Source organism: Stieleria bergensis, from assembly GCA_007745635.1.
In the GTDB taxonomy this organism is placed as follows: domain Bacteria; phylum Planctomycetota; class Planctomycetia; order Pirellulales; family Pirellulaceae; genus Stieleria; species Stieleria bergensis.
In genome coordinates this window covers 2,630,555-2,657,488 of the sequence record CP036272.1, presented here as the reverse complement: position 1 = coordinate 2,657,488, position 26,934 = coordinate 2,630,555, and the positions used below count along the sequence as shown (strand labels likewise).

At 54.8% G+C, this 26,934-nt stretch carries 15 protein-coding genes and 3 pseudogenes; 16 read left to right on the top strand and 2 right to left on the bottom strand.

Annotated elements, in window-relative coordinates; translation table 11 throughout:
• The first annotated feature begins 23 nt into the window (after window positions 1–23).
• From SV7mr_RS08990 to SV7mr_RS08940, 13 genes and pseudogenes are all read left to right on the top strand, one after another.
• Window positions 24–572 (top strand): sigma-70 family RNA polymerase sigma factor, encoded by a 549-nt coding sequence (locus SV7mr_RS08990; protein ID WP_145271222.1) that lies wholly within the window; start codon window positions 24–26, stop codon window positions 570–572.
• Window positions 569–2,122, top strand: a complete 1,554-nt coding sequence (locus tag SV7mr_RS08985; RefSeq protein WP_145271220.1) for a FecR domain-containing protein — start codon at window positions 569–571, stop codon at window positions 2,120–2,122. The genes SV7mr_RS08990 and SV7mr_RS08985 overlap by 4 nt, the downstream gene beginning before the upstream one ends.
• Window positions 2,123–2,797: 675 nt before the next feature.
• Window positions 2,798–6,025 carry a 3-keto-alpha-glucoside-1,2-lyase-like domain-containing protein gene (locus SV7mr_RS08980; RefSeq protein ID WP_145271218.1) on the top strand — a complete coding sequence of 1,076 codons (3,228 nt, stop codon included), beginning with the start codon at window positions 2,798–2,800 and terminating at the stop codon, window positions 6,023–6,025.
• Between the two features lie 73 nt (window positions 6,026–6,098).
• Complete coding sequence (locus SV7mr_RS08975; protein ID WP_145271216.1) at window positions 6,099–7,493, top strand: sulfatase family protein; 1,395 nt, start codon at window positions 6,099–6,101, stop codon at window positions 7,491–7,493.
• A gap of 123 nt (window positions 7,494–7,616) precedes the next feature.
• Window positions 7,617–9,032 (top strand): sulfatase, encoded by a 1,416-nt coding sequence (locus tag SV7mr_RS08970; protein WP_145271214.1) that lies wholly within the window; start codon window positions 7,617–7,619, stop codon window positions 9,030–9,032.
• Between the two features lie 14 nt (window positions 9,033–9,046).
• The gene (locus SV7mr_RS08965; protein ID WP_145271212.1) at window positions 9,047–12,196 is read left to right on the top strand and encodes a DUF1592 domain-containing protein; all 3,150 of its coding nucleotides are present in this window, start codon (window positions 9,047–9,049) and stop codon (window positions 12,194–12,196) included.
• Window positions 12,197–12,200: 4 nt separating this feature from the next.
• On the top strand, window positions 12,201–13,454 hold the full coding sequence (locus SV7mr_RS08960) for a DUF1552 domain-containing protein (RefSeq protein WP_145271210.1): 1,254 nt from the start codon (window positions 12,201–12,203) through the stop codon (window positions 13,452–13,454).
• Between the two features lie 739 nt (window positions 13,455–14,193).
• Entirely contained in the window at window positions 14,194–14,316 is a 123-nt protein-coding gene (locus tag SV7mr_RS25220) for a hypothetical protein (RefSeq protein WP_419188294.1), read from the top strand.
• 1,291 nt (window positions 14,317–15,607) lie between these two features.
• On the top strand, window positions 15,608–18,871 hold the full coding sequence (locus tag SV7mr_RS08955; RefSeq protein ID WP_145271207.1) for a DUF1588 domain-containing protein: 3,264 nt from the start codon (window positions 15,608–15,610) through the stop codon (window positions 18,869–18,871).
• A 5-nt stretch (window positions 18,872–18,876) separates the two neighbouring features.
• On the top strand, window positions 18,877–20,292 hold the full coding sequence (locus SV7mr_RS08950) for a DUF1552 domain-containing protein (protein ID WP_145271205.1): 1,416 nt from the start codon (window positions 18,877–18,879) through the stop codon (window positions 20,290–20,292).
• Window positions 20,293–20,586: 294 nt separating this feature from the next.
• Window positions 20,587–20,733, top strand: a complete 147-nt coding sequence (locus SV7mr_RS25215; protein ID WP_419188293.1) for a hypothetical protein — start codon at window positions 20,587–20,589, stop codon at window positions 20,731–20,733.
• Window positions 20,734–20,745: 12 nt separating this feature from the next.
• A pseudogene (locus SV7mr_RS08945) lies at window positions 20,746–21,597 on the top strand (sulfatase-like hydrolase/transferase); the annotation flags it as partial.
• Window positions 21,584–22,088, top strand: a pseudogene (locus tag SV7mr_RS08940) (IS256 family transposase); the annotation flags it as partial. The pseudogenes SV7mr_RS08945 and SV7mr_RS08940, both read left to right, overlap by 14 nt.
• A gap of 213 nt (window positions 22,089–22,301) precedes the next feature.
• Here the strand turns inward: SV7mr_RS08940 and SV7mr_RS08935 are convergent.
• Together SV7mr_RS08935 and SV7mr_RS08930 are read right to left on the bottom strand one after the other, a co-directional pair.
• Window positions 22,302–23,465, bottom strand: coding sequence for a hypothetical protein (locus SV7mr_RS08935; protein WP_419188292.1), 1,164 nt, complete (start codon window positions 23,463–23,465; stop codon window positions 22,302–22,304).
• Between the two features lie 39 nt (window positions 23,466–23,504).
• Window positions 23,505–23,669 carry a Lacal_2735 family protein gene (locus SV7mr_RS08930; protein ID WP_145271199.1) on the bottom strand — a complete coding sequence of 55 codons (165 nt, stop codon included), beginning with the start codon at window positions 23,667–23,669 and terminating at the stop codon, window positions 23,505–23,507.
• A 794-nt stretch (window positions 23,670–24,463) separates the two neighbouring features.
• Between SV7mr_RS08930 and SV7mr_RS08925 the strand changes: the two are divergent.
• From SV7mr_RS08925 to SV7mr_RS08915, 3 genes and pseudogenes are all read left to right on the top strand, one after another.
• Window positions 24,464–25,551, top strand: a pseudogene (locus tag SV7mr_RS08925) (IS3 family transposase); the annotation flags it as partial.
• Window positions 25,552–25,726: 175 nt separating this feature from the next.
• Window positions 25,727–26,212 carry a hypothetical protein gene (locus SV7mr_RS08920; RefSeq protein ID WP_145271197.1) on the top strand — a complete coding sequence of 162 codons (486 nt, stop codon included), beginning with the start codon at window positions 25,727–25,729 and terminating at the stop codon, window positions 26,210–26,212.
• Window positions 26,213–26,551: 339 nt separating this feature from the next.
• Complete coding sequence (locus tag SV7mr_RS08915; protein WP_145271091.1) at window positions 26,552–26,866, top strand: transposase; 315 nt, start codon at window positions 26,552–26,554, stop codon at window positions 26,864–26,866.
• Window positions 26,867–26,934 lie beyond the last annotated feature (68 nt).

The window sequence follows — 26,934 nt, the reverse complement described above, 5'->3', positions numbered from 1 at the left end:
TAGCAGAAGGGCGAGGACTAAACATGGCAACAGCATCTGATCGGCAAGACAAGGCCCCCGATTTAAGCGAGACGTTTCTGAGGCTCTGGATGCAACATGAGTCGGAATTGCGAGCGTATGTGCGATCTTGCTGCCCCAAGGCGCAGGAAGTGGACGACGTGATGCAGGAGGTCAGCGTTGCGGCGTTGCGGAAGTTTTCGACACTTGATGACCATTCCGCGTTTGGCGCTTGGTGCTGTCTGATCGCCCGTTATGAACTGCTGTCGGCTCGGCGTCGGTTTGCGCGGGATCGGCTGGTGTTGGCAGAAGAGATTGTTGAGTTGCTGGCTGACGAAGGGGCCGAGGAATTGCCATTGCGTCAACGGCAACTGCGCGCTTTGGATCAGTGCATTAACAAGCTGCCGCGTGAGCGTCGAGAATTGGCGCTTGCTGCCTACGGCAAGGACACAACTATTCGCGAACTGGCCAAGCAGCTTGAACGAACAGAAGGTTCGCTGTATCAACTTCTTTCGCGGATTCGCAAGGAGTTGTATCGCTGCATGGAAAAGACGCTTCCGGGGGCTGAATCATGAACAACGATGAACTCAATCTGCTTCATCAATATCTCAATGGCGCAATCACTCCTGAAGAGCTGAAGCTCTTGGAGGATCTGCTGCGGACCAGTGCGGAAGCTCGGGCCACGCTGCGTTCGCTCGCGACGATTGATGCAAAGTGGCAACAGCTTGCGACCGAAGAGGTGGTCGCGGCGTCCAGGGACCGCGTAACGGCATTGCGAATGGCCAGGCGGTCGATCCCGTTGTGGCTGACCATCAGCGCGATCGCTGCTTCGGTGGTGTTCGGCGCCTTCGGCTGGTTTCGCCCTCCTGAAAAACGCGTCGGCGAGATCCGACACGGCATCGCCAGAGTCATTCGGATCGAAGGCGATGGCACCACCGGAAATGATCGCAATGTTGCCAATGGAATGGAACTGTTCGCTGGCGAAGAACTCGAAATGCAGCGAGGGCTGATCGAGCTGGCGTTTCGCGAAACCGGTGTGCATGTCGTCGCGACAGCTCCGCTTAAGCTGATGCTCAGCAGTGATCAACGCGTGTCACTTCATGAGGGACAGGTCAAGCTGGTCGTCCCGCCGCAAGGTGTCGGATTTGTTGTTGATACGGCTCAGCGGAAGTTTGTTGATCTGGGCACGAGTTTTGTCGTCACAGCTGGTGCGGAGGGCTCCGAGGTTCTGGTTCTCGATGGCAAAATTTCAGTCGATGATCACAAAGGCTCGTCTGCAGAGCTGATGCATGAAGGGGAGTTTGCAAGATTTGGTCGCGATGGCAAGTTCGAGAAACGAACACCAGCCCACCTGTCGCAGGGATTGCCCGAACTGTCGGTTCTGGCAGCGTCTCCCGGTGACGGTTCATTCCAGGGGATGGTCTTTGGTTACCAACGATCAACCACCGTCGCCAAGAAAACTCTCAGCGAGGACGTGCTGGCGCGCGAGTTGTTGCCGCTGATTCGTTCGGGATTCAACGACGACCCCAGTATTGAAGGGTTCAAGCAAGGTGATCCGCTTCGCTTCCGCGGCATTGCAGGAGGCTTTCACGAGTTCCCAGACCGAACCGGCCTAGCACCTTATGCGCGCAAAAATGGTTGGATTGCGTGGTACCAAGGGCAGGTGAATCCGCCTGCTGCAGGACGCTATCGATTCTGGGGTTATGCAGACAATCACCTGCTGGTCGCGATCAATGGAAAGCCAGTCTTTGAAGGGTCCCGGAAGGACTCGTGCTTCAAGAATCTCGGGATTGAACGCACCGATCATCCTGCGTTGCCATGTCTGATTGCACCGGCTGGTTTCGCCTGCAGTAAGTGGATCGAAGTGGGGAATGATCCGGTTCGTCTGGACATTCTGTTTGGAGAAATCGGTGGCAACATCACGTCCGGCCTGCTGCTTATCGAACGCGAAGGTGAGACCTACGAAGAGACATTCTGGGGCCAGCCAAAGTGGCCGCTCTTTCTGACTGAAACACCCAGTACCGAAGAGGCAGGGGAGTTCAAGCGGTTGGTGGATCATTTGGAACAGAGGACGATGGGCTCGTTTTCTGTATCGGAAGAAGCGGTGTGGAAGGTGACAGAGTAAACGACCCCGACAAACTCAAATCTTCCGGACGAGATCGTTCTCGATTTTGAATCCAGTGTTCATTGCTGGATGGCTTCACAACGGGAGGCCAAAGGCCTTGCTTCAGGTCCCCTGATTGAAAACGGTGTCCGCAAGGTGACGGTTTAGGCCGCTGCTTTGAACCAATGCGCATTCTGGCTTCCTGGCACCGGGATTCGGTTCGTAATGTGCATGCAAGGATTCGTAGGGTGAGTGGGCGGGTTCGTAGGGAGCGTGCTTGCAGGCATCAACAAATCGGGGCAACGCCAACCGCAGGCAGCCACAACGAAACCCTCCCCGGCCGGCCATTGAGATCATCAATGTCGCCGCCTTGCAACTCTGCACCATCATCAGCGCGCCACCACTGCAAACCGGCCGACGCTCCCGCAAGCGGGAGCCTTTCGGTTGAGGCCGACGTCACACCGTCGTTTTGGGTCCGATAAACGACCGGCCATGGCAGCCCAACGTGCGGTTGCACGAGAGCCTGGGGGATTGCGTCAAAAAAAACTTTCGATTTCCGCGTTAGATTTTTCGGGTGTCGGCAGCAACATGATACGGATTGGCCGAATAGAGTAACCTGACTCGCTGAGTCGGTTCTGCAGGGCCGACATCGGATATCAGTCTCCTCCAATGATCAGAAAAGACTAACGGGAACAAATGTTTATCAATTGTGCTGCCAGATTCGCTGTGCTTTCTATCGGGCTGATCGCCTTGAGCCTTTCGGCCAAGCCGGCTTCTGCCGAAGAAAATTTCCAGTCCCTCTTCAATGGAGAAGACCTGTCCGGTTGGGCTGGTAAGACGGAGTTTTGGAAGGTTAAAAACGGCGTGATCTTTGGGCAGACCACGAAAGACAAGCCGACCAAAGGCAACACATTTCTCGTCTGGCAGGGTGGTGATGTTGCCGACTTTGTCTTTAAGGCCAAGGTCCGTTTTTCAGGAAACAACTCTGGCGTACAGTATCGCAGTGAGTTGGTTGGAAAGCCTGAGGACTTCGTCGTCAAAGGTTATCAAGCCGATTTGCATCCCAAGCAAGAGTTCTTCGGCATGCTCTATGCTGAGAAGTGGCGGGGGATCGTTGCCAAGCGTTTTCAGCGGGTTGTGGTGGGTGATGATGGTCAGCCACAGGTCGTTGGTGAAGTTGGCGATCAAGAGCAAAAGCTTGTCGATAACGAGTGGAACGAGTTGACCATCATCGCAGTCGGCAATCGGCAGATTCATCAAGTGGGCGGCGTGACCACGATGGACCTGACTGACAATCATCCCGAAGCGAAGCGGAAAGGGATTCTCGCTCTCCAGCTTCACGCCGGAGCGCCGATGACCGTCGAGTTCAAAGACATCCGCCTGCGTCATCTCAAAGGCAAGGCCGCCAAGGCCGTGATTGATTCGGTGACGGAGAAGGCTGGCAACACGGCGACTCCCATTGATCGCATCAAGGTCGCCAAGGGGTTCAAGGCGGAACTGCTTTACTCAGTCCCCGGCGATACGCAGGGATCGTGGGTCAACCTTTGCACCGACAACAAGGGGCGATTGATTGTCAGCGACCAATTTGGCGGGCTTTATCGAATCACGCCGCCAGCGGTTGGAGAGACACTGAGTGCCTCCGAGATTGAGAAGGTGCCCGCTGATATTCGCGCGGTCAATGGGATGGTGTGGGCTTTTGATGCCCTGTATGTCGCCGTCAATGACTACGAAAAAAAGATTCCATCTGGCTTGTATCGGATCACCGACAGCGATGGAGACGACCATCTTGACAAGGTGGAACTGCTGCGAGAGATGAAGGCCAGGGGAGACCATGGAGTCCACGCAGTGGTCCCCAGTCCCGACGGTAAGTCGTTGTTTCTGATCACTGGCAACAACACCACGCCAACGGAATTGGCGAAGACGTCACAAGTCCCACAAGTCTGGGGCGAAGACCATCTTCTGCCGAGCATGCCTGATGGGCGAGGACACAATCGTGGACGACTTGCACCGGGCGGGATCATTTATAAAGTGGATCCGGATGGCAAAAACTTTGAAGCCTACGCCAATGGGTTTCGCAACATCTTCGATGCGGCATTCAATCGTGATGGGGAATTGTTTACTTATGACGCAGACATGGAGTACGACTTCAATGTGCCGTGGTACCGGCCAACGCGGATCTGCCAAGTGACCAGCGGCGCCGAATTCGGCTGGCGAAATGGAGCCGGTAAACGGCCGACGTTCTATGCAGATAATCTGCCTCCCGTTCTCGATATCGGGCCTGGGTCGCCCACGGGTGTCACCTTCGGATACGGCGCGAAGTTCCCGGCGATGTATCAGAACGCAATGTATGCACTCGATTGGAGCTGGGGAAAGCTCTACGCCATTCATCTCAAGCTTGATCCAAACAGCTCAAGTTACACAGCAACCAAAGAGGAATTTGTCACCGGAGCGCCGCTGCCCATTACCGACGCGATCATTCGTCCGAGTGACGGAGCGATGTATTTCACGATCGGAGGCCGCCGAGTGCAATCGGGTCTCTACCGCGTGACTTATGTTGGTGATGAATCCACGGAACTTGTTGAAGCGGAGCCGATGACGACGGACGCTCTTGAGCTTCGTCGTTCACTGGAGAAGTATCACGGCCGCCAGGATCCCAAGGCTGTCACCGTCGCATGGCCGCACCTTTCTAGCAGCGACCGCTTCATTCGGAATGCAGCACGAACAGCGATCGAACATCAGCCTGCCGAAACATGGGCCGGCAAGGCTCTGGCAGAGTCCGATCCAGAGCTTCAGGTCGAAGCTCTGCTGGCTCTTTCGCGAGTGGCTGGCGTCTGCCCACAGCATCGAGGCGAATCCAGCCCTGCTGTGGACACCAAGATGCGCGACAAACTGCTGACCGCGGTACTGGCGATCGATTGGGCAGAGTTGGATGCCACAACTCAGCTCACGTTGCAACGCACATTGCAAATCATTCTCACTCGCTTCGGTCGTCCCGATGATGAGATGGTTGGAAAGCTGACAGCGGCCCTGGACCCTTTGTTTCCGTCCGAGTCCTTCGAGCTGAACTGGCTGTTGTGCGAAACTCTCGCCTGGCTGGAATCACCGACGGTCGCAGCGAAAGCGATGGCGTTGATCAAGGCCGCTCCGACGCAGGAAGAGCAGGTGCAGTATGCCCGTTCGATCCGATTTTTGAAAGCTGGCTGGAACCATGAGTTGCACACCGCGTACTTTGAATGGTTTCTCAAAGCCGCCAATTATCGTGGTGGAGCGAGCTTCGCCAAGTTCATCGAGTTCATCCGTAACGACGCGGTCGCATCGCTGAGTGTCTCTGAGAAAGAGTCGCTCAATGAGGTTCTGGCCAAGAAGCCAACGGAGAAGTCCGCACTTGAAAATCTCGGCGACATTTTCGCGGGGCGTTCCGAGACGCAGTGGACGCTTGACGAACTCTCGCAAGCGGCTCGCACGGACCTGAAACAGCGGGACTTTGACAACGGACGCAAAATGTTTGCCGCTGCTGCCTGTTACGCCTGTCATCGCTTTGGAAATCAAGGCGGTATGACCGGTCCCGATCTGACGTCCGCCGGCCGTCGCTATTCGGCCCACGACCTGCTCGACCAGGTGATCCATCCCAGCAAAGTCATCAATGACCAGTTCTCGTCGGTAAAGGTGCTTACCGAGGATGGCGTTATCTATACAGGCGTGGTCGTCAACTTGAACGGCGACCAGATTACACTCAATACGGATCTTACTGCTCCCGACAAACGAGTGACGATCAACCGCAATTCGGTTGAACAGATCTTTGTTTCAAACGTCTCTCCGATGCCGGCCGGTTTATTCAATCGGATGACGAAAGACGAGATCCTCGATTTGACCGCCTACTTGATTAGTGGTGGGGATTCAAAGCACGAGCTCTTTAAGAAGTAGGGCGACTTGCGCCGAGTTCATGAGCAGCCATGCTGCTCATGGACAACCATCAAACCAACCATCGGACGACAGCATGAAACACATTCTTTGCGCGCTCTCTTTTCTCTTGATTGTGGCAAACGCAGCCGCCGTTGAATCAAAGCCTCCTAACATCGTTCTGATCCTCTCTGATGATCAGGGGTACACCGATTACGGATTCATGGGGCATCCGGAAATTGAGACGCCCAGCCTTGACAAGCTAGCGAAGGAGAGCGCCTTGTTTCGCCGAGGTTATGTTCCCACTGCGTTGTGTCGTCCTTCTTTGATGACGTTGATCACCGGTCTCTATTCACATCAGAATTTAACGACCGGCAACGATCCAGCGAACACCGCTGCAAATAAGGCTCACGCTCAGAAGGCGGGCAAAGACGCCAAAGAACTTCTCATCTCTCACATCGACAAGACGGGATCGCTGCCGAAGTGGCTGAAAGAGCGAGGTTACGTGAGCCACCAGAGCGGTAAGTGGTGGGAGGGTTCTTACCAGCGAGGCGGATTCACCGAAGGCATGACAGCGGGCTACCCGAATCCTCGCGGGCGACACGGCGATGCCGGGCTCAAGATCGGACGCGAAGGATTGGATCCGGTCTTGGATTTCATCGATCGCTCTGTGAAGGACGAAAAGCCCTTCTTTGTCTGGTATGCCCCGTTCATGCCGCATACGCCACACACTCCTCCGGCTCGACTGTTAGAAAAGTACAAGGCGAAGGGAGTCCACGAGCGGATCGCGAAATATTATGCGATGTGCGAATGGTTCGATGAAACCTGCGGAACGCTGATCAATCACATCGATGACTCAGGGATCAAAGAAAACACACTCGTGTTCTACATCTGTGACAATGGGTGGATTCAGAGCGAAAAAGGCAGCTATGCAATGCGATCCAAACGCAGTCCGAATGAGCACGGCACGCGGACGCCCATCATGTTCCGCTGGCCGGGAACCATCCCAGCACTGGACCGCCCCGAGCTGTGTTCGTCAATCGATTTCGTCCCGACCGTTCTGGCCGCCGCCGGAGCAACTGGCCCACACGACTTCCCGGGACTCAATCTCCTGCCGGAACTGAAGTCTGGCAAAGCCATCGAGCGAGAGACCTTGTTCGGCGAATCGTTCGCTCACGATATCGCCGACATCCAGAACCTTCAGGCATCACTCCTGTATCGCTGGGTGATTAAAGGGGACCATAAACTGCTGCTGACCTATGATGGCCAACCAGGGAAAATGAAGTATCCGCCAACCAGCGGAGAGCCTCAACTGTACAATCTGAAGTTAGATCCCAAAGAAGAAAACAATCTTGCCAGCAGGAATGCCGAGCGTGTCATACAATTGAGCGAGCTCTTGAACGAATGGTACATTCCCGATCAGCGGCAGGTCGGCAAGTTTACGTCGTCGGCTCCCAAGGCAGGCAAGCCGAAACAAGAACCGCGCGGATAACGGCACCAAGGCAGCCAGCCCGACGCGTCATTGAGCGAGAGAACACCGCGCGCTAAGAAGTGGCGGCTCAATGCAGTGGGCTCTCAACTGCCGTCGTTTGGCGGCTTAACACAGGCAACACCCATGCACATCTACAAGCTCATCTTTGCAACAGTTATTCTGTTCGCCGCGTTGTCGAATGTCACGTTGGCCGAGGAGAAGCGTCCCGATATCGTGTTTATCATCGTCGATGATCTGAACGATTGGATTGGTTGCCTCGCTGGGCACCCGGATGCGCAGTCGCCGAACATCGACGCTTTGGCCACAAGCGGCATGCTGTTCTCGCAAGCCTATTGCAACTCGCCGCAATGTCGTCCGTCTCGAACCAGCCTGATGGCCGGCGTCTATCCGTTCAAGACGGGAACCTATTTTAACGCTCGCTTCCGCAAAGAAACCGGCGTCACAACGCCGACTCTGCAGCAGTTTTTCATGAACAACGGCTATCGCGTTGCCAGTGGCGGGAAAGTGTTCCATGGCACGCCCGGCAAACATGGTGATTCGCTGTTTAGAAAGCCCAAGGATCCCGCACCGCCGCCGGGAAAGAATAACTTCAACGCCATGGCAGCGCCCAACGACGGGTTTGCCCTGGATGCCAAAGACGAAGAAATGAGCGACTACAAAGTGGCTCAGTGGGCGACGGAACAATGGAACACTGTCACCGATAAACCGCTCTTGATGACTGTCGGCTTCTTTCGTCCCCATCGTCCGCTGCACGTACCGAAGCCGTGGTTCGAGAAATTCCCGCTCGCATCAATTCGCCGCCCTGTTGAACCGGAGGGCGTGGATGACTGGGATGACCTGCCCGAATTCGCTCGGCGACTCGCTCGCACTCATGCTCACAAAGCGCTTCACAACGGCCAGAGCGATCACGAATACATCGTTGCCAACGACGATTGGGAGGCGACCATTCGAGCCTATCATGCGTCGGTTGCATTCGTTGACCGCCAGATCGGCCGGTTTCTGCAGAGCCTGAAGCAGAACCCTCGTGGACGCGAAACCTATGTCATGCTGGTCAGCGATCACGGATGGCATCTGGGGGAAAAGAAGCATTGGTGCAAAGGAGCGATCTGGGAACAGACAACGCATATTCCCTTCATGGTTCGCGGTCCGGGAATCAGGCCCGGAAGCAAGTGCACACAACCAGTGAGTCTGATCGATGTCTATCCGTCACTGGTTGACCTCGCCGGATTAGGCGTGCCACAATGGCTCGACGGAACATCCATTCAGCCTCAACTGGCTAATCCTTCGGCGTCTCGCGGGCCTGCGATTTCTTCGTATGGTGAAGGCAACACTTCGGTCCGCACCGAACACTGGAGATACATTCGGTATGAGGACGGTTCAGAGGAACTTTACGATCACCGAACGGATCCCAACGAATGGACCAACCTGGCAACCAAACCGGAGCACAACCAAACAAGGAAGAGTCTGGCTCGAATGATCCCGGACAATCAGCATCCAGGACTCAAAGTCCAGACGTGGCTGGATAAGTTTCAGAAGTGAGCATTGCGATTAAAATGAACAACCTTTCTCGTCACAGCCTGCTTTTCCTGTGTGGTTTTGTGGTCAACGAACGAAGCACGCTTCTGTCGCGGCTTGCATTGGCCGTGCTCATTGCGTTTGGGATCGCGATCTTCGCCCCAGTGAGTGATGCGCAACTGAGTCATCAGGCAGATTTGGCAGAGACAATGACCACGCTCTTTGACAAACACTGCGTGGATTGCCACGACGGCGGGGAGGCCGAGGGCGGATTGGACCTTCCATCGCTTGAATGGAATCTTGAGGATCCTCATCTGGCCGGTATCTGGGTGAAGATTCATGATCGACTTGCTTCCGGGGAAATGCCGCCAAAGGATGCAGGCCATTTGAGCAAGGGCCGGCGCGACTCGGCGGTGAAGGATCTGGCCAATCGAATCGTCCGGTTTCAGACAAACAGGGACGCACGTCACGGACGCTCCGTTTCACGTCGGGTGAATCGTTTTGAATACGAGAACATTCTTCGCGATCTTCTGCACGATCCTTACCTCAAGATCGCTGATCAGTTACCCCTGGACGGTCAGGTCCATGGCTTCGCGAAAGTGGGCGAAGCGCTTGATGTTTCTCATGTGCAGGTCGATGCCTATCTGGATGCAGCCGAATTTGCGCTTCGCCGTGCGATTGAGTTTCCCACCAGCAAGCCAGATTCCACGACGCAGCGATATTACGCTCGTGAACAAGCGAAGATGTGGGCCGGGAAAGGGAATCTCGGCTGGGCGCGCTGTTCACTCGCGCTGGAAGGCTTGAACATCAACGAGGATTACTCTTTCAACAAGAGAGGCTTTGCTGCTCCGGTGGAGTCGTCCCCATCGGCGGGAACCATCGTCGACGATACCGAGGCGGAACGCACCGGGCCCTGGATCCAGTCCACGCGTCGATCCAATCACATCGGTGACCACTATCTGGCTGACGACAACAAGCACACGGGCGCCTACGCGATCACGTGGAAGGCTAGATTGCCGAAACCAGGGACCTACGAAGTGCGAGTCAGTTTCTGTGGCGGAGAAGGCCTCGCCAGGACCGCGCCGTATCGGGTTCGCCACGCCAACGGCGAAACCGACCTGTCTATTGATCAAAGACAGAAGCCGCCAATTCAAGGGCGGTGGTTTCCTCTGGGACGTTTCACATTCGACCGCGCAGCGGAGGTATCGCTGAGCAACAAGGATGCCCAGGGTTGGGTGATCGCGGATGCCGTTCAATTCGTTCACGTCGATGATTTGGAGAAAAAGATCACTCAGGTTCGGCCTCTGGAAGATGCGTCCACCGCCATTTTTCGAGGAGCCTATACCCCGTTCTACTATGGCTTCGAAAAATTCAAAGCGCCGGTCCGAGGTGATTACAAGCTTCGCCTCAAGGCACGATCGGTGCTTCGCCAGACGGACTACGTTGATTGGGAAGGCGAGAAGAAGCCGCGTTTCTATCCGGATTTGGTGCTGGATGCCTCGCGACGCTATCCGACTCCTGTCAATGACCGGGTCTCATCCGGAAAACGCAGTGAGCCGGTCAAGGTGTACTCGTCCACGCTGGACGAACCAAACACCCAAAGCAAGTTGCCGATTGGAGTCTTTGAGGCGCCGCCGGAAACGCCAGGGGTTTCTCAGCTAGAAGCGTTTCTGGAGAAAGGGGCCATGGTAAAACTCGATTGCATGCGATTGCCAAGTCCGATGGTTCCCGCGATGCCACATACGATCCAGAAAACGGATGGTGCGTATCCCGGCGTCGCGTTTCATTGGCTGGAAGTTGAAGGACCGATCGTCAAGCAGTGGCCACCCGCTTCCTACAGGGCGTTGTTTGGCGACGTGCCATTCCAGCAAGCGGGCCGCCATGTTCAGGCGGTCTCTGAACAACCAGTAAAGGATGCCGGCACGTTGTTGGCGGCGTTTATGGATCGGGCGTATCGGCGTCCGGTTGCCGAGGCGGAGTTCGATCGATTCTACCGATACACGAAGCAGTTGCTGAAGGAGGGCGAGACGTTTACGGAGGCGATGATCGCGACGTATTCGGCGGTGCTGGCTTCGCCAGAATTCCTCTTTCATTGCGGCGCGCCGGGAGAACTCGATGATTTTGCGCTCGCCGAACGAATCTCATTTTTCCTTGGCGAATCGATGCCGGACCAGCACCTTCGCTCCCTGGCTGGACAAGGAAAACTTCGCGAGCCTGATACGCTTCGAGCGGAAGTCGATCGCCTGCTCGAAAAGCCGGAAGCGAAACGATTCGTAAAGGAGTTCCTCAATTCCTGGCTCAAGCTCGACAAGATCAATGACACCGATCCTGACCGGGAGCTCTATCCGGAATACGCTGGAGACTGGTGGCTGGTGAACTCGATGGTCGAAGAGTCTCGTCTCTATTTCGCTGATCTGATTGATCGCGATCTGCCGGCTCGCAACATCATCGATGCGGATTACACGTTTCTTGATGAACGTCTGGCTCGACATTACGGCGTTCCTGGCGTCTTCGGCCCCGCGTTCCAGCGCAAGTCTCTTCCAGAGAATAGCCCTTACGGCGGAATCCTGACTCAGGCTTCGGTGCTAAAGGTGACAGCAAACGGAACCGTTACGTCGCCGGTCTTACGCGGCGTGTACGTGATGGAGCGACTGCTGGGTGATCCCCCTTCTCCGCCGCCACCGTCTGTCCCCGCCGTGGAACCGGATATCCGTGGTGCGGCAACGATTCGAGAGTTATTAAAAAAACATCGGGCCGACTCATCCTGTGCCAGCTGTCACCGAAAGATCGATCCTCCGGGCTTCGCGCTGGAGAACTTCGACGTCATGGGCCGCTGGAGGCAGAACTATCGCTCACTCGCGGAGGGATCCATGCGAGTCGAGGGAGTGGGCCGAAGTGGTAACGAGTTTGTTCACTACATCGGAAAGGAAGTCGATGCTTCCGGTGTGATGCCCAGCGGTGAACCCTTCGCTGACATTCTCCAATTCAAGAAACGACTCCTGCAGGATGAAGAAGCCATTGCACGGAATTTGACCGAGCAGCTTTTAGTCTATGCCACCGGAGCACCCGTTCGTTTTGCGGATCGCGATGACGTTTCAGTGATTCTCGAAAAGAGTCGGCCGTCGGAGTTTGCCGTTCGTACCATTATCCATGAAATCATTCAGAGTCCATTGTTCCTGCGGAAGTAATCTGATGACAACATCTCGTCGAACAGTGCTGCGCGCCGCTGGTGTCGGTCTGAGTCTACCTGTGCTTGAATCCTTCGGGGCTGAACGTGCAAAGGCATCGCCGAAGCGCATGATCGCGATCAACCAGGATCTCGGCTTCATTCCTAAACACTTCTTTCCGAAAACGTCGGGCAGGGACTATGCCTTGTCCCCTTACCTCAAGCAAATCGCGGCGCACCGAGGGCAGTTCACCGTGTTCAGCGGTCTCTCTCATCCCGGCGTTGACGGGGGACACCGCGCCGACAAAACGTTTTTGACCGCGGCTCCCCATCCCGGGCGAGCGAGTTTTCGGAACAGCATTTCACTCGACCAAGTGATCGCCAATGAATTGGGTCATGAGACGCGTTTCCGGTCACTTTCACTTGGGATCAACGATACAAGAAGCTTGTCCTACACCCAGGCCGGCGTTGAGATTCCCACCATTCAAAGTGCGGCCGAACTGTACAAGAAGATGTTTCTTCAGGGGGATCGCAAGGCGATGCAGCGGCAATTGGTGCGGCTGCGTAAAAAAGGAAGTATTCTCGACGTCGTGATGGGACAGAGCTCTGATCTTAGCAAGCGCGTGAGCGTTTCGGATCGCGAGCGGATCGATCAGTTTCAAACCGCCGTCCGCAGCCTCGAACAGCGGCTCGCCGAGGCCGAATCGTGGGAGACGCGGCCCAAGCCCAACGTGGACGAAGCCAAGCCGGATTACCCAAGCGACAAGAAGGAATTCTTCGCAATGGTGCGCATGATGAATGACATGTCTCGGCTCGCCTTCCAGACGGACTCCACTCGGGTGATCACCCTGTTCCTGGGCAGTGTGCGCACCCCGGGCGTGAAGTTTGACGACGGCAGGTCGCTCGGTGGTTACCACAACCTCTCCCATCACGGCAAAGACGAGCGGAAGTTGAAACAGCTGGAGGAAATCGAAGTGGCGCAGATGGGGTTGTTCGGCGAACTGCTTGGCGATCTGAAGGCCGTTGACGAGCCCGATGGCAGCCTGCTGGATCACACCATGGTGCTCTATGGATGCCACATGGGAGATGCCAACATCCACAACAACAAGAATCTGCCGATCATTTTCGCCGGCGGCGGCTTCCGCCACGGCCAGCACCTCGCGTTCAATCCGCAAAGCAACAGGCCGCTTGCCAATCTCTATCTGAGCATGCTCCACAACATGGGGCTGCAGACCGACCGCTTCGCAAGCAGCACTGGCACGCTGACAGGGCTGGTGTGAGTCAACCAGCAGAACGCTGATGGCGTGCTCCCCAAAAGCTGCTCCCACTGTTAGCACGGTTGACCGGCCGAGATCGTCAGGATCGAGGACTGGTTGCACAGCCAGAAGATCCGCTTGCCTGTCACTGATCACTTGAGTAAACAGCTGCTCTGCGCGTCTTAAGAGGGCTTACTGAATGAGCCAGCGCCGCTGACAACGCATGGCTGAGAAACCTCCGGCGAAAGCCTGTGCAGCAGATAACATTTGCTCTCTGCTCGATTGGCCCGAAACCGCATGTGGAACACCTACGGCGTTCGGCAGCCCAGCGTGACGTTCCTTCGAAGCACATGATCAGAGAAACACGCCCAAGCAACCAGCCAAATCCAAGGTAGTGGCTTTCACAATTGCATCCAGAGTTCCGAACGCCAAAGGTGTTCTACCCCATAGCCCAGGGGCGCGCAGAGCACCCTGGGGACAGGCCCCACACACATCGTCTCCGAACGCCGCAGGTGTTCGACAACTGGTTCGGGATAGTCCCTTGGAATGCAAGCAACGCCAGGGCTTCTCGCCCAAACCCTTGCACTAGAAAAATGACACCAGCGTCGCTGGTCATGCAAGCGCTGATAATCTGCCGAGGACAGTCCACCGAAACTTGCAATCGTCGCGAAACCGGGAATGAACCACGAAGGAGGCGAAGAGCACGAAGGATGCGGTCACAAACATCCTCCGCTGCAAGAACTGTGAGGGGCCTGTGCAGCACATGAACCCGCTGCTGGAAATCCCCGAGCGAGCGCTGGATCAGCTTGTGCGTTGGCAGCACACCGAAGACTGGGCTCACTGCCAGCAAGCGTCAATTCAAGCCGAAAACGCGACCCGCCGATAACACGTCGGCTGAGACCAAGGCATTGGAATCACCTCAATGCTCTGCAATCCCCACTTAAAAAGCTCGTTCGAGTTTTTTGACCTCACGGCGGTCTGCCTTCGGGGAGCGCGTTCTAACTTGCGTGGCGAAGAAAATCAAAACACAGAGGCACCGAGAACATGGAGAGTTTCTTCGAATCTCAGTTCTATGATCCGGGGCTGATCCGGGTTTCAACTCGGTTGCCGCCACACTGGAACGCTCCCGGTCGCGCAGCGGCGACAGTAAACGGGACGCAGGCGGGTGCCGCGCCCGCGAGGTCGTTCCATGACTTATCCCTTCGTGCTCATCGCGTCCTTCGTGGTTCCATTGCCGAGGCCTTGCCCCGTCCGCACAGAGTTGCCTGGAATTTAAACGACGTAGGGTGCCGTGCTTGCCATTCCGGAATGTGTCAACGACTTTGTGACACTTTTGCGATCAGATCTCATGTCTTACGATACCGATAGCCAACGAATCGTCCCATTCATGAGAGCAGTGTCAGTTTCACGGTTGGAATCGGTTGCCAGCGTTGTTCCTCAATGGGATTGCGTCCGCTCTCCGCCGAATTCAACGCTTGAAATCAAGACTTTTTAGAAAAATCAGTTCTGGTCTGGCAGCAGGCGTTGAAAGACTCGCGGTGGCAAAAGGCCGGACGAGTACTTTGTTGGGAAAAAAGCGTTTATCAGATTGCTGATCGCCAGTCACCACCGTCCTTGGTGGCGCCTCCAACGTGTTCCGAGGACATCGGCACCTCTGCGACGCGTCACTGCAACTTTAAGCAAAGAATCACCAGAGAGACGGTCAGTGTTTTGAACAACAGTCGGGGCATCCCACTGAACAGTTCTGGTTCACTGTCATTGAATCGTGGGAAGGTCGAACTCTCGAACCAGTGCTTTTCAATAGCGTTTTGCATTGCGTCAAGAATACGCTGGATTTTGGCTTGTTTCGGATAGCGCTTTAGGCAGCTCAGGTGCGGTTGGTTCGAATTCAATTTTGTCGCGAAATTTGTTGGGTTTTGGCGTTTGTTTCCGGGGAGCTAGCAGTGCGTTGGCGTTTGATGCCAGGAGAGTTTACAATCTTGAAGTGAGGTCTTTTAACCACACGTCTCTTTCTGACGAAGATGCGTTGACTGCCCGATCGAAGCGGCTTACATGCAATTGGGTAGTGCCGCATCGTCTTCTTACATTGCCTGTCAAAAATGATTACGTTTGAAACGTTGGCAGGAACGTGGAAAGCACAACTTCTAGCCTTAGCCATCACTGGTGTGTGAACTGAAATGAAGTCGACGAGTTATGCAATGCTTCTGTGCGGCTTAGAATTGATGGTTTTCGGTTGGCTTTGCAGCCCTCCGCTTGCTGTCCGTGCTGAGGCTCAAGAATCAGGCTCTTCTGATGAGTTGCGCTCTGAGACCACTTTAGCAGCGTCTCAGCTAAGTCCGGTCGAGTTGGAAGATGCGGCCACACGTGTCTTAAGCCGCTACTGTGTTTCTTGCCACGGCCCCGACAAGCAAGAGGGCGAAGTGGAGCTCAACGACTTGGTAGCAATGGACGCAGTCGCGCGGCAGACGCTTCTAGCGAACGTTCATGAACTGGTCCACCTTGGAGACATGCCACCAAAGGACGCGAAGCAGCCAAGCGAGGCCGACCGCAAGGTTCTGTTGAACTGGCTGAACAGCCAACTCAACGGCAAGGCGGCCCAGGCGCTGGCGGAAAAGCTAGAACGCTTTGAGTATGGCAACGTGATCGATCATGATGATTTGTTCTCGGGCCAATACGCTCATGTGCCTGGCTACACTCACGATCGACGCTGGATGATTAGCGAATTCATTTTCAGTGAGAAGGTCAATCGGTTACTGGATTACCAACCTTCGCGAACGATCTATGGTGTTCGGCAGCAGGTCGCTGGAGACAGCGGGGTGCACTGGAGTCCAAAGACGGAACACGGCAACAAGTTTCGTCGCACGATCACCAATCCATTTCTTCTGCCAGAAAAAATCGGCGTGCGGTACTACGGCACGGAATCGCTAACGACGGGGCATTTGCTGACCATGGTCACCAACGCCAAGCGGATCGCGGCGCACATGTCGTCCGAATCCGTGATGAAATCTCAGTTCCCAGCAATGGGCGCATTCATGCAACGCGAACTGAAGGACCGCGAAACACTGCGTTTACGCAAAGCCTTCCTGACGACCGACGGGTACATGGAACAACTGCTTCAAGCGATCTATGGCGACCAACATGAGGCACTTTTACCCACTTTGAAACGCGTTGAAATTCCATTCCCAGGCATGCGACCGAGGAAATTCCCAGGGGAGAAAACGTATCGCATTCAGCGTCCTGAGTTTCTCGGCGGTCTGGATAAGCAAGACGTTGATGCGGTGTTTCGCAGTCTCGTAACGTATAAGACAACGCCCTATGAAGTCACTGAGGACGCAACTAAGACGCTCAAGGATAGCGCTGGTTCGACCTGGACGCCCTACATGGACCAACAGCGCGCTGACTATCAACGCATTGTCCTGCAAGCCGAACGTGATTGGTTTATGGCTGGGGTACCAGAACATCGTATTCGGAATCGTGTTGAGTTAATGAAGTTGTTCTGGGATCACTGGGACATGAATTTGATTTACCGCGAAGCCAAGAAGCGTGGTTCGGCGCCGGTTTACAAACCCCTGAATGACGCCGAGATGCAAGTGATAACTGCGACGATCAAAACGTATCGTCAAAAGGGTGACAGCTACCAAACGATTATTGACCAATGCCTGCTTGACTGGACCGAGTCGCTGGAGCGAGTCAGAGCGGAAGCGGGTGACGCAGATGATGTGTTGATTGATGAACTGATCGTCGAGTTATACGCCTGTGTCTTCGAACGCCCACCCAGCGAATCCGAGCGTGTCCAGAATCGAGAACTGTTTGAGCAACTGATTAGCAAGCTTGGTCGTTCGCAGGCGATCGCCAAACTCATCGAGTCGTTCATCCTGGACACCGAATTTGTTTACCGTCACGAATTTGGGACCGGCACTGCGGATCAACATGGTCGACGATTGATGTCGCCGACCGATGCAAGCTATGCCCTGGCCTACGCATTGACCGACTCAAGCCCTGATGTGGAACTGAAACAAGCCGCTTTGACCGGTCGTCTCCTGACGCGTGAAGACTACGAACGCGAGGTGCGGCGGATGCTCCAGCGTCGTGACCGCTGGACGATTATCGACGAAGCGGTGCAGGCGGCCAACCTGAATCCCAGCGTCACCAATCAGCCGATCCGGAAGCTGCGATTCTTCCGAGAATTCTTTGGCTATCCCAAGGCGATCAAAGTTTTTAAGGACGATAGCCGGTTTGGGGCTGGACGGCACGAACCCGCCGTCAGTCGCCTGATTGAAGAAGCTGACATGTTGGTCGAGTTCATTCTTCAACAGGATCAGCAGGTCTTTGAAAGCTTGCTTACAACGGACAAGTTTTACGTCTTTCATAACGGTGACAATGCGTCGATGAAAGCAGCGTCTGATTCGTTGCATGACATCTACCTCTACTTCAAGGACAAAAACTGGCAGGCATGGGAGCCAGAGGACGTCGCTCCGCACGAGGCTTTCTTAAGGACTCACTGGGAGTTTCAACGCGAGAAGGAGGGCGATCATGTGAAAATCCTTCGGAAACTACAAAAGCTGATGCTCGGACTTCAACTGCACTTCGATGCGGGGCAATCCGGTGCCCTGCCCTACATGAAAAATGGCATGGGCTACTGGCATGGTGGACCAGTGCTCGGTCGCAGTGGGCAGCAGATGCGCGGCGAGCAGGTCACGACCTATTGGAATCTGGACTGGCGGAGCTGGGACTTTCCAACTCAACAGCCGGCAAAGATCCCCCATCGCAAAGGGCTGCTTACTCACCCCGCCTGGCTGATCGCGCATGCACAGAACTTGGAAACCGACCCGATCCACCGCGGTAAGTGGATTCGTGAAAAACTGCTCGCAGGGACCATTCCCGATGTGCCAATCACTGTCGACGCGGTGATTCCGCCGGACAATGGTAAGACGCTCCGGCAGCGGATGGAGAAACGGACTGGCGAGAGTTATTGCTGGAGATGTCATCAAAAGATGGACCCGCTGGGATTCCCGTTCGAGAGCTTCGACGACTTTGGACGATACCGCACAGAGGAAAAACTGGAACACCCCGACAATCTCATCGAGCCTGCCAAACGAGAGACAACGAATGAATTCGGCGCAAGCCTACCGGTCTACAAGACCCTGCCTGTTGATACACGGGGCGTGCTCGACGGGACAAACGATCCCGACCTCGATGGCGAAGTCGACGGTGCATTCGACTTAGTGGACCGACTTGCCAAGTCCGACCGGGTGCGCCAGTCAATCATCCGCCATGCCTTCCGTTACTTCCTGGGACGCAATGAAACACTGTCCGATTCGAAGACACTGATTGACGCCGAACAGGCGTACCTTAAGAGCAACGGCAGCTTTGATGAAGTTGTTGTCTCGCTGCTGACCTCCGACTCATTTATCTACCGTAAGCCAACCCCTGAGGACTAATCGTCATGGTGATCCATCGACGTGAATTCATCAAAACGACCGCCACAGGCGCCGTGACCATGGCCATGACCCCGGCGTTCAACCATCTGCTTGCGGCGCCCGCCTCTGCAGTGGAATTGAACCCCGACCGGCCCCCACACCGCTTTATCTTTATTCGAAAGTCCAATGGCAACCTGCCACAGCAATTTGCACTTCCCTCTTTCTCGGCTGAACAAGCGAAGAAGGACAAGGAGAAGCAGGCGTTCGAAGTTGATCTCGATAAGCACGAGCTCCCCCAGTGGCTCGGGGCGCTTGACGGTTTCAAAGACCGAATGACGATCCTGCATGGCGTCTCAATGTCCGTCAGTGGCGGAGGTCATTACTCCTACTCTGGTTGCATGGGGGCGTTCAAGGCCGGCCGAAATGTGTTAAGCAATATCAAGCGAGCGACGATCGACTTCGAGTTGGCAAAACTGTTTCCGTCGCCGTTTGGCCATGTCGAGATGTCGTTGGCAGTTCCCCACGGTCGTGAGATTCGGACAGGCATTGTCTCGGGTTATTCCGCGCCCGCTGCCCAGCAACGCAATTATTGCTATGCCGATCCAATGACCGCATACAACGAACTCTTCAAGTCGGTGACCAATCCAGACGCCGTCGCTTCTGACAATGCCTTGTTGGATTATCTTCACCAGAAAGAGTCCCGACGTCTCAATGGGCTGCGCGGCGGTGAACGGCTGAAAATCGACAACCAGGTTAACTCACTCAAGTCAACTCGCGATCGGAATGCCAAGGTTGCGGGGCTTGCAACGAGGATTAATAAGCACCTTCCTGGGCTCGATCCCATCCATGCGGGCGGCGGCCAGAATGCAACGCTGCCTCAGAAACAAGCTGCCTTCACTGATGTGATTGTTGGCGCCTTGGCGGCCGGCCTGACCAACGTTGTGACCTACACCATTGATGACCTGGGCACCAAAATTGCATCTCTGCCTGAGAACCAGGAAAAGACGACCATCCATGCAGTCGGCCACGGTGGAGGTGATCCTGGTGGTCGTGCAGCGTTCATGCGTAACGTTATCAAGACGCACCATATCAAACAGGTTCAGACGCTGGTCACAAAACTGATGGCCATCCCCGAAGGCACTGGTACGCTGTTTGACAATACGACAATCATCTATCTGCCAGAGACCGGAGCTGGGCACCATAGCCCTGACACCGAGGCTCCGATGATCGTTATGAGTGGGAAGAACAGCAAGCTTGATCTTGCTGGGCGGTTCATCCGATTGCCATTTCATGGAACGGAAGGCCATAAGACCCTAAGCAATTGGTATACAACGTTGCTCAACGCCTACGGCAACCCCATTGAACACTACGGTGACCAGGACCTAACCATGCAACGCAAAGGTTTGAAACAGACTGGCGCCATTGAACAGTTCTTGGCCTAAGCGGGAATTCAATGCCCCAGCCTAACCGCACGCTATCGCGTTGTGGCTGATCTGCTGTGTTTGGTCGCTTTGGCCGAATCATTGCGCTGTGCCGAACCATTGCATCGGCTTTGTGTGTTGCACTCAAGCAACAGTGTCCCTTTCGAGACAGATGAGAACTACAGAGCCCTACAGAGGTGGCTATTTTAACGCGCGACGACGAGACATCCGATCCTTCAGCGGCAAGACGGATCGATGTAGGGTATACTCCAAAGCCTGTGGACTGAATGAGCCGTGCGTTGAAATGAGCAGTGAATGTTACGCCATCTATCGATCACCTGTGCCGCTTGTCTCCTCCTTTGCATCGACGTCGCTGGACTGTTGGCCGAAGTCCCTTTGAATGGTGCATCGCGACCAAATGTCTTGTTCATTGCGATTGACGACCTGCGTCCCGCTTTATGATGTTATGGTGACCGTCTGGCCAAGTCGCCCAATCTGGACCACTTTGCGAAAAACGCCCGACAATTTAATCCTGCTTATGTTCAACAAGCGGTCTGCGGGCCGTCGCGGACAGCGCTTCTGACTGGCCTGTTGCCAGATCACACTCAGGCTTGGCACAACCGCAATCGTTTCCGTGACACTCTGCCGGAGCATGTGACGCTGCCACAGCTTTTCAAGCAGAACGGTTATCGCACACTCAGTTTTGGAAAGGTTTTCAGCGGCAATGAGAGGGAGCTTGACCCGATTTCGTGGTCAGAACCTGAAGTCCTAAGACGCACAGGCTGGAAGAACTATCTGCTTCCGCACAACCAGGGCAAGGGAAAGAAGCAGGCGGCTTACGAAGTCGCTGACGTGGCGGAAGCTGCCTATCCCGATGGTAAACTTTCCGATCTCGCAGTGAAGACCCTTGAGAATCTAAAGCAAGGCGGTGGGCCGTTCTTCTTGGCGGTTGGATTCTTCAAGCCTCACTTGCCTTTTAACGCACCCAGGAAGTACTGGGATCTGTACGACGGAGCGGCGTTTGAATTGCCGGACGAACTGCGCGATCCAGTGAAATTATCTCCCGAAATCGCCCTGCATTCTCATCGTGAACTGGGCGGTTACAAGGGCGTGCCGAACGACGAAGACCTGGACGTCAACCAAAGTCGAATTCTGCGGCACGGTTACTATGCCTGCGTGAGCTATGTTGATGCACAAGTCGGCAAAGTGCTCGATGCGCTGGAGCGACTCGGGCTCGGCCAGAATACGATTGTTGTGATCAGGGGAGACCACGGTTTCGCCCTGGGGGAAACGAATGGAAGTGTCCCGCTGATTGTTAAAAGTTGAAGGATGGTCTCCCGGAAGGCAGAATACTGCCTTTCGCCATTTCTCAATTTACGTCGGCTGCAACCAACGGGGAGACCATCATGAACGAAGTTAATCTTATTGAATCCCTTGGCCAAGTTCCTGCGTCGGAAACCGGTCGCGTCTTTCGAGACTTTTTGCGAGGCCAAGTGCGTGAAATGATCTGTGAAGTCATGGCCTCTGAAGTCACTGAGCTTTGCGGCTTCAAGCATGCACCCTCCTCCAGTGATCATTACCGCGCTGGCTCAGCGTCAGGGCGTGTGCTCTTGGAGGGCGAACGAGAGGACATCGATCGGCCACGAATGCGTCACAAAACATCTAGCGGAACCAGCAAAGAGGTTGAACTGGCCAACTACAAGGCCGCCAAGGACCCCCAGCAGTTGCAAGCACAGAACGTGCAAGCGATTGTTTCCGGCGTTAGCTCGCGAGCCATCGAGGAGATCAAGCCAATTTCTCCCGGCGTCAGAGCCAGCGAATTCACCGCTGCACAATCAGTGCCAGTAAGCGGCAATTTGAGTCAAAACCGCCACCCGCCGACGACCACCTCGGCTGAGACCAAGCCATAGGAATCACCTCCAAGATCGAACATCTCCAATCAAAAAGCTCGTTCGACTTTTTTGACCTCACGCCATCCACAGTTCTGGCAAGAGTGATCGCGGGCGCCGTCTGATCGACCGACGCTAGACTCAATCCGTCGGCAGCATCACCCATAGCTCGGGTCGGCCGATATTGCAGTGAACTGCTCGGACGAGCATTCCCATGCAAGCCCAGGAAACGAACAGCGTGATCCGGGCCGCATGCCATGCAATTGGGGCGTTACCGGAGGCAGCGGAACGGCGATTATCGACGCTCGGAACGGGATGGAAGATCGTTTCGATCAATGCCGATCGTCGCGGTTCATCATCCTGCAACATATCAAGAGTCTTCACCGTTTGTTTGAAAACCTCCGGTGAAGCTCCAGACTGAAGGACTTTGCCGTCAATCGCATACGATGCCTGGCGGCTAAGTGTCGGCAAGGTCAGCAAGCCTAAGAATGTCCAAAGGTTGAAGCCCAGGCACGTCATCGTCAGCCCGGCAACGCTCGAAACGCTGGCTCCCGGTAAGAGTGTCGACAATGCGAAACCCACGATCACCCAGACAAGTGCCAGTAAAAGGCTACGTGTTCGACTTCCGCTCTGGATCGCTTCCAGTCGTCGCGCTACCACGATTGCTAACTGCTCCGGTGAAAGTTTCGTTAGCGTTGATGCCGGCAGCACGACCGTCTCCATTCCGGGCAAACCGACAATGCCTCCTGTGAAGCCGGTGTCGTGATGATCGAGGGCAGTGACCCGTCGTGACTTCCAACCCCACTTTGAGACTAAGGATTGAGCCTGCTCAATTACAGGGACCTCTTCCAACTTCTCTCCGGCGGTCGACCTCAAGGCTCCCACAAACTTGGCAATCTGAAGTTGCGAACCGACAAGAATGATCGCAAAGCCGGCGACACCCAATGCTGCACCAGATGCGCCCAGCCAACGTCCCATGAAAAGAATCACTAGGCTGGCCGCAACAAAGAGCGTTCCCTGGACAAGAACACCGCGGATCCACCCAGCCACAAAGTTCCCAAACGAAATCGTGTTTGGTCGCCAGCGATTCGGAAGTAGGAAACCACCCAGCAGATCCATAGGAAACAGAGCGGCAGCCAGGAAGCCGAAAAGCGAAACGAGAGACGCAAGGTCATTGCCGCTCCAAGACTCGGAGTTGGGCAGGATCTCGAGCGGGTACTGCCACAGGAGTAGTACCGTACTCAACACTACGATGCAGCCGACAGCGGACATGCCAAGAAGCAGACGAGCGCGGGCGTAGGTCATCGTTGAGTCCCAATGGTAAATTGTAGGTTCAGAAGGGTGCTATGCTTGCTTTTCCAACTCATCGAGATGCCGGCCAATCTCCTCCGCCTCGGTTCGCTTTTGGTCGCTCTTCTTCCGATTCACGGTAGAGAGGTCGTAAGACTCTTGCATAACCTTGTTAGACTTGGCTTGCAATTTGTCTTTGCTATTTGCTGAGACAAACATTGCTGGAGGTCTCCGTTGGGTTTGTTGATGCCATTTTTTGGGCGAGCCGATCACGATTGGGTATTCAACCAGAACACTTTTCACTATAGCGGGCTGGCTAGCAATTCCCGTTCCGGGAATTGACGTTCAGCAATCCTGTGGCACGTCCGTCGAAGAAGAGTTGAGTGCATATCACCGTTACGAGTTGCAGCATCGCTACTTCGAGCTTGCCCGGTGTCGAGCCTCCTCTCCCCGTATACAACTCAATTGACGCCGATTCTCTGTTTCGTGGAATTGAGCAAAGCGTTGGACGGACGGGACTGACGGGCGAAACCAATTCTTCGGTGGCCTCATTCGGTCCCAACTCCTGGGCCTTTCGATGCTGTCTCGGTTAACAGCTTGTGTTAACCGGTTCTCCATTTCTTCGTGGCAATAACGGTTTAACACAAAGAGAGACATCACTTGCCGATAGTGCAATGTGATAATGAGGCGACGGTTGTCCGATCTGAACCGTCTTGGCGACGAAGTTGGGTCTCCTGGTCAACAGGTTTTTACTCTGGCCTGTTAACCGGTCAGCCGGCCGACAGTGTGGCGACTTCTTGCCTAGCCCCTGTGCGGCCTGTGGGCGCGTCTTGATGGCTTTGATCTATCGGGAAAATTGACGCCGAATATCTTCGACCTCTCAGCGGGGTACAAAAACCTCGCCACATCCATTTTTCCAGTGCTTTTAAGCCCCTTTCTACTGGCGTGCTCCCCAAAAACTAATCCATCTGTTATGAAGGTTTACCGGCCGAGCCGGCCAAAGGAGACTTTTTATGACTAAGAAACGCAAACGACGGAAACCCGAGCAGATCGTGAAGGCGATTCAAGAAGGCGATGCGATGATGGCGGCGGGCAAGACAGAGGCCGAGGTGTTTCAAACGCTTGAAATCAGCGTAACGACCTGGGAGCGTTGGAAGAAACTGTATGGCGGAATGAAGTCGGATGAAGCAAAACGACTTCGTGAGCTTGAAGTCGAGAATCAACGACTCAAAGAGCTTCTCGCCGAGGCCGAGCTAGACAAGAAGATCCTCAAGATGGCCGCAGAGGGAAACTTCTGAGCCCGACGCGACGACGTGAGGCTGTTGCAAAGGCTCAGAAATCCTTTGCAGTGTCAGAACGTCGGGCATGCAAAACGCTTGGCCAACCGCGGAGTACTCATCGGTACCAAGCGAAATCCAAGAGCGACGAAGAGCGATTGCTTCGCCGCATTTACGAACTGGTTCGAGAATTCCCCCGCTACGGCTACCGGATGATCACGCGGATGTTACGCCGCGAAGGATGGACAGTGAATTACAAACGAATCTATCGGCTTTGGAAACGAGAAGGTCTTCGAGTGCCACGAAGAAAGGCGAAGAAACGCAGGCTTGGAAGCGTTTCAGGAGGGATCTGCCGTCGCCGCGCCGAACGCATCAATCACGTTTGGTCGATTGACTTTATCTTTGATCGAACAATCAATGGGCGGTCAGTGAAGATCCTTTCGTTGATCGATGAGTACTCACGAGAATGCATCGCCTTGGAGGTCTCACGCCGGTTCACCGGCGATGACTTGGTTGCCCTTCTAGTGGATGTGTTTGCAATTCGAGGCATTCCGGCATTTATCCGAAGTGACAACGGACCAGAGTTCATCAGTCGCCGCGTCCGCGATTTCCTTGGACGCATTGATGTCGGCACATCGTTCATTGAACCAGGTAGCCCCTGGGAGAACGGCTATGTCGAGAGCTTCCACAGCCGGTTTCGTGACGAGTGTTTGTCCTGCGAAGCGTTCAGCACGCTTGCCGAAGCGCAACAGGTAATCGGGCAATGGAGATCGACGTACAACCATCGACGTCCCCACAGCTCGCTGAGCGGGCTTACTCCTGCGGAGTTCGCGACCCGTTGTGCCGCTTCAACTCCAGTCGCTGCGCTCCTTACGTCGAAGCGGCACAACGAATGTGATTCAGTAACCCAATCCCTACCTTCATAACCCTGGACCAAGTTTCGGGGGCATTCCACTACCGCTCGATGCGTGCCCCAGCGATGTTACCGCACACCCCTTTTTGATCCTGCTTGCATCGAGTTCTCGGCAACAATTGGCGGCTCAGAACCGTCTGCTGAAAGCCGAAAACCAAATCCTGCGTTCGAAGCTCCCAAAGAGGATTGAGTTCACACCGAAGGACCGGGAAAAGATCCTCAAACACGGGAAGCCACTCGGAGGGAAGATACGTCAGCTGCTCACTATCATCAGCAATTCGACCTTCCGCCGCTGGGTTCGTGAGTCTGAAGATGGAACAGCAAAGCCGAAGAAAACGTCCAGTAAGGGCGGGCGGCCAAGGATCGAAGAGCCCGTGTCGTCAAAATACTCAGCCGAGCACTTCGTTCGGCAAAAAGCGTCTCAACGTGTTTGCCAAGTAGGGTATTTCGGCCGGTGTGATGGCCATCTAAACACCCGCGATAGCCTCATTATCGATTTGACTGGAGCGAATGCCGAGGCAGGGCTTCGCGGTTTCAGTGATCATGCTTTTCAGGCTGCAACGCATCGATGATTGTGATGCTTTTTGATTAGTCACTGAGGCGAGGATGAAGTTTGTTCTGCAACCTTGGCAGCTAATTGCCATTTTGCTTGCTGGCTGGGTAAATCGGCAACAGCAAGAAACAATCGATTACTTGCGCACCGAAAACGATATTCTCAAAGAGAGGCTTGGCAAAAAATGAATTCTGCTTAGCGACGATCAGCGTCGCCGACTGGCGGTGAAAGGCAAGGTGCTAGGACGCAAGCAACTGCAGTTGATTGGCACACTCTTTACACCCGATACTGTCTTGCCTCTCATGGAATTGGAATTTTGCCTCCGGTGAATTAATCTCACCCCCCGAGGAGAATTCTGATGACAAAAAAACGACGATCTTTCACCGCTTCACAGAAGGCTGATGCGGTTCGCAGGCATCTTAAAGACCAAATTCCTGTCTCGCAGATCGCTGACGAGATGCACGTCCAGCCAACGATGATCCACAACTGGATCAATTCCGTGCTTCAACAGGCTGAACGCTCTTTTGAGTCGCCGCGATCGACGAAGGCTGAAACGTCCAAGCACGATGCCAAGCTCCAGAAGATGCGTGAGAAACTCGACGCTAAGAACGAAGTCATCTCTGAGCTGATGGAGGAGAACATCCGCTCAAAAAAAGAAAATGGGGAGCTCTAACCGGTCGCTGGGTTCCTCACGATACACGAGACCAAATCGTCGATTACATCAACCATTGGACGAAACAA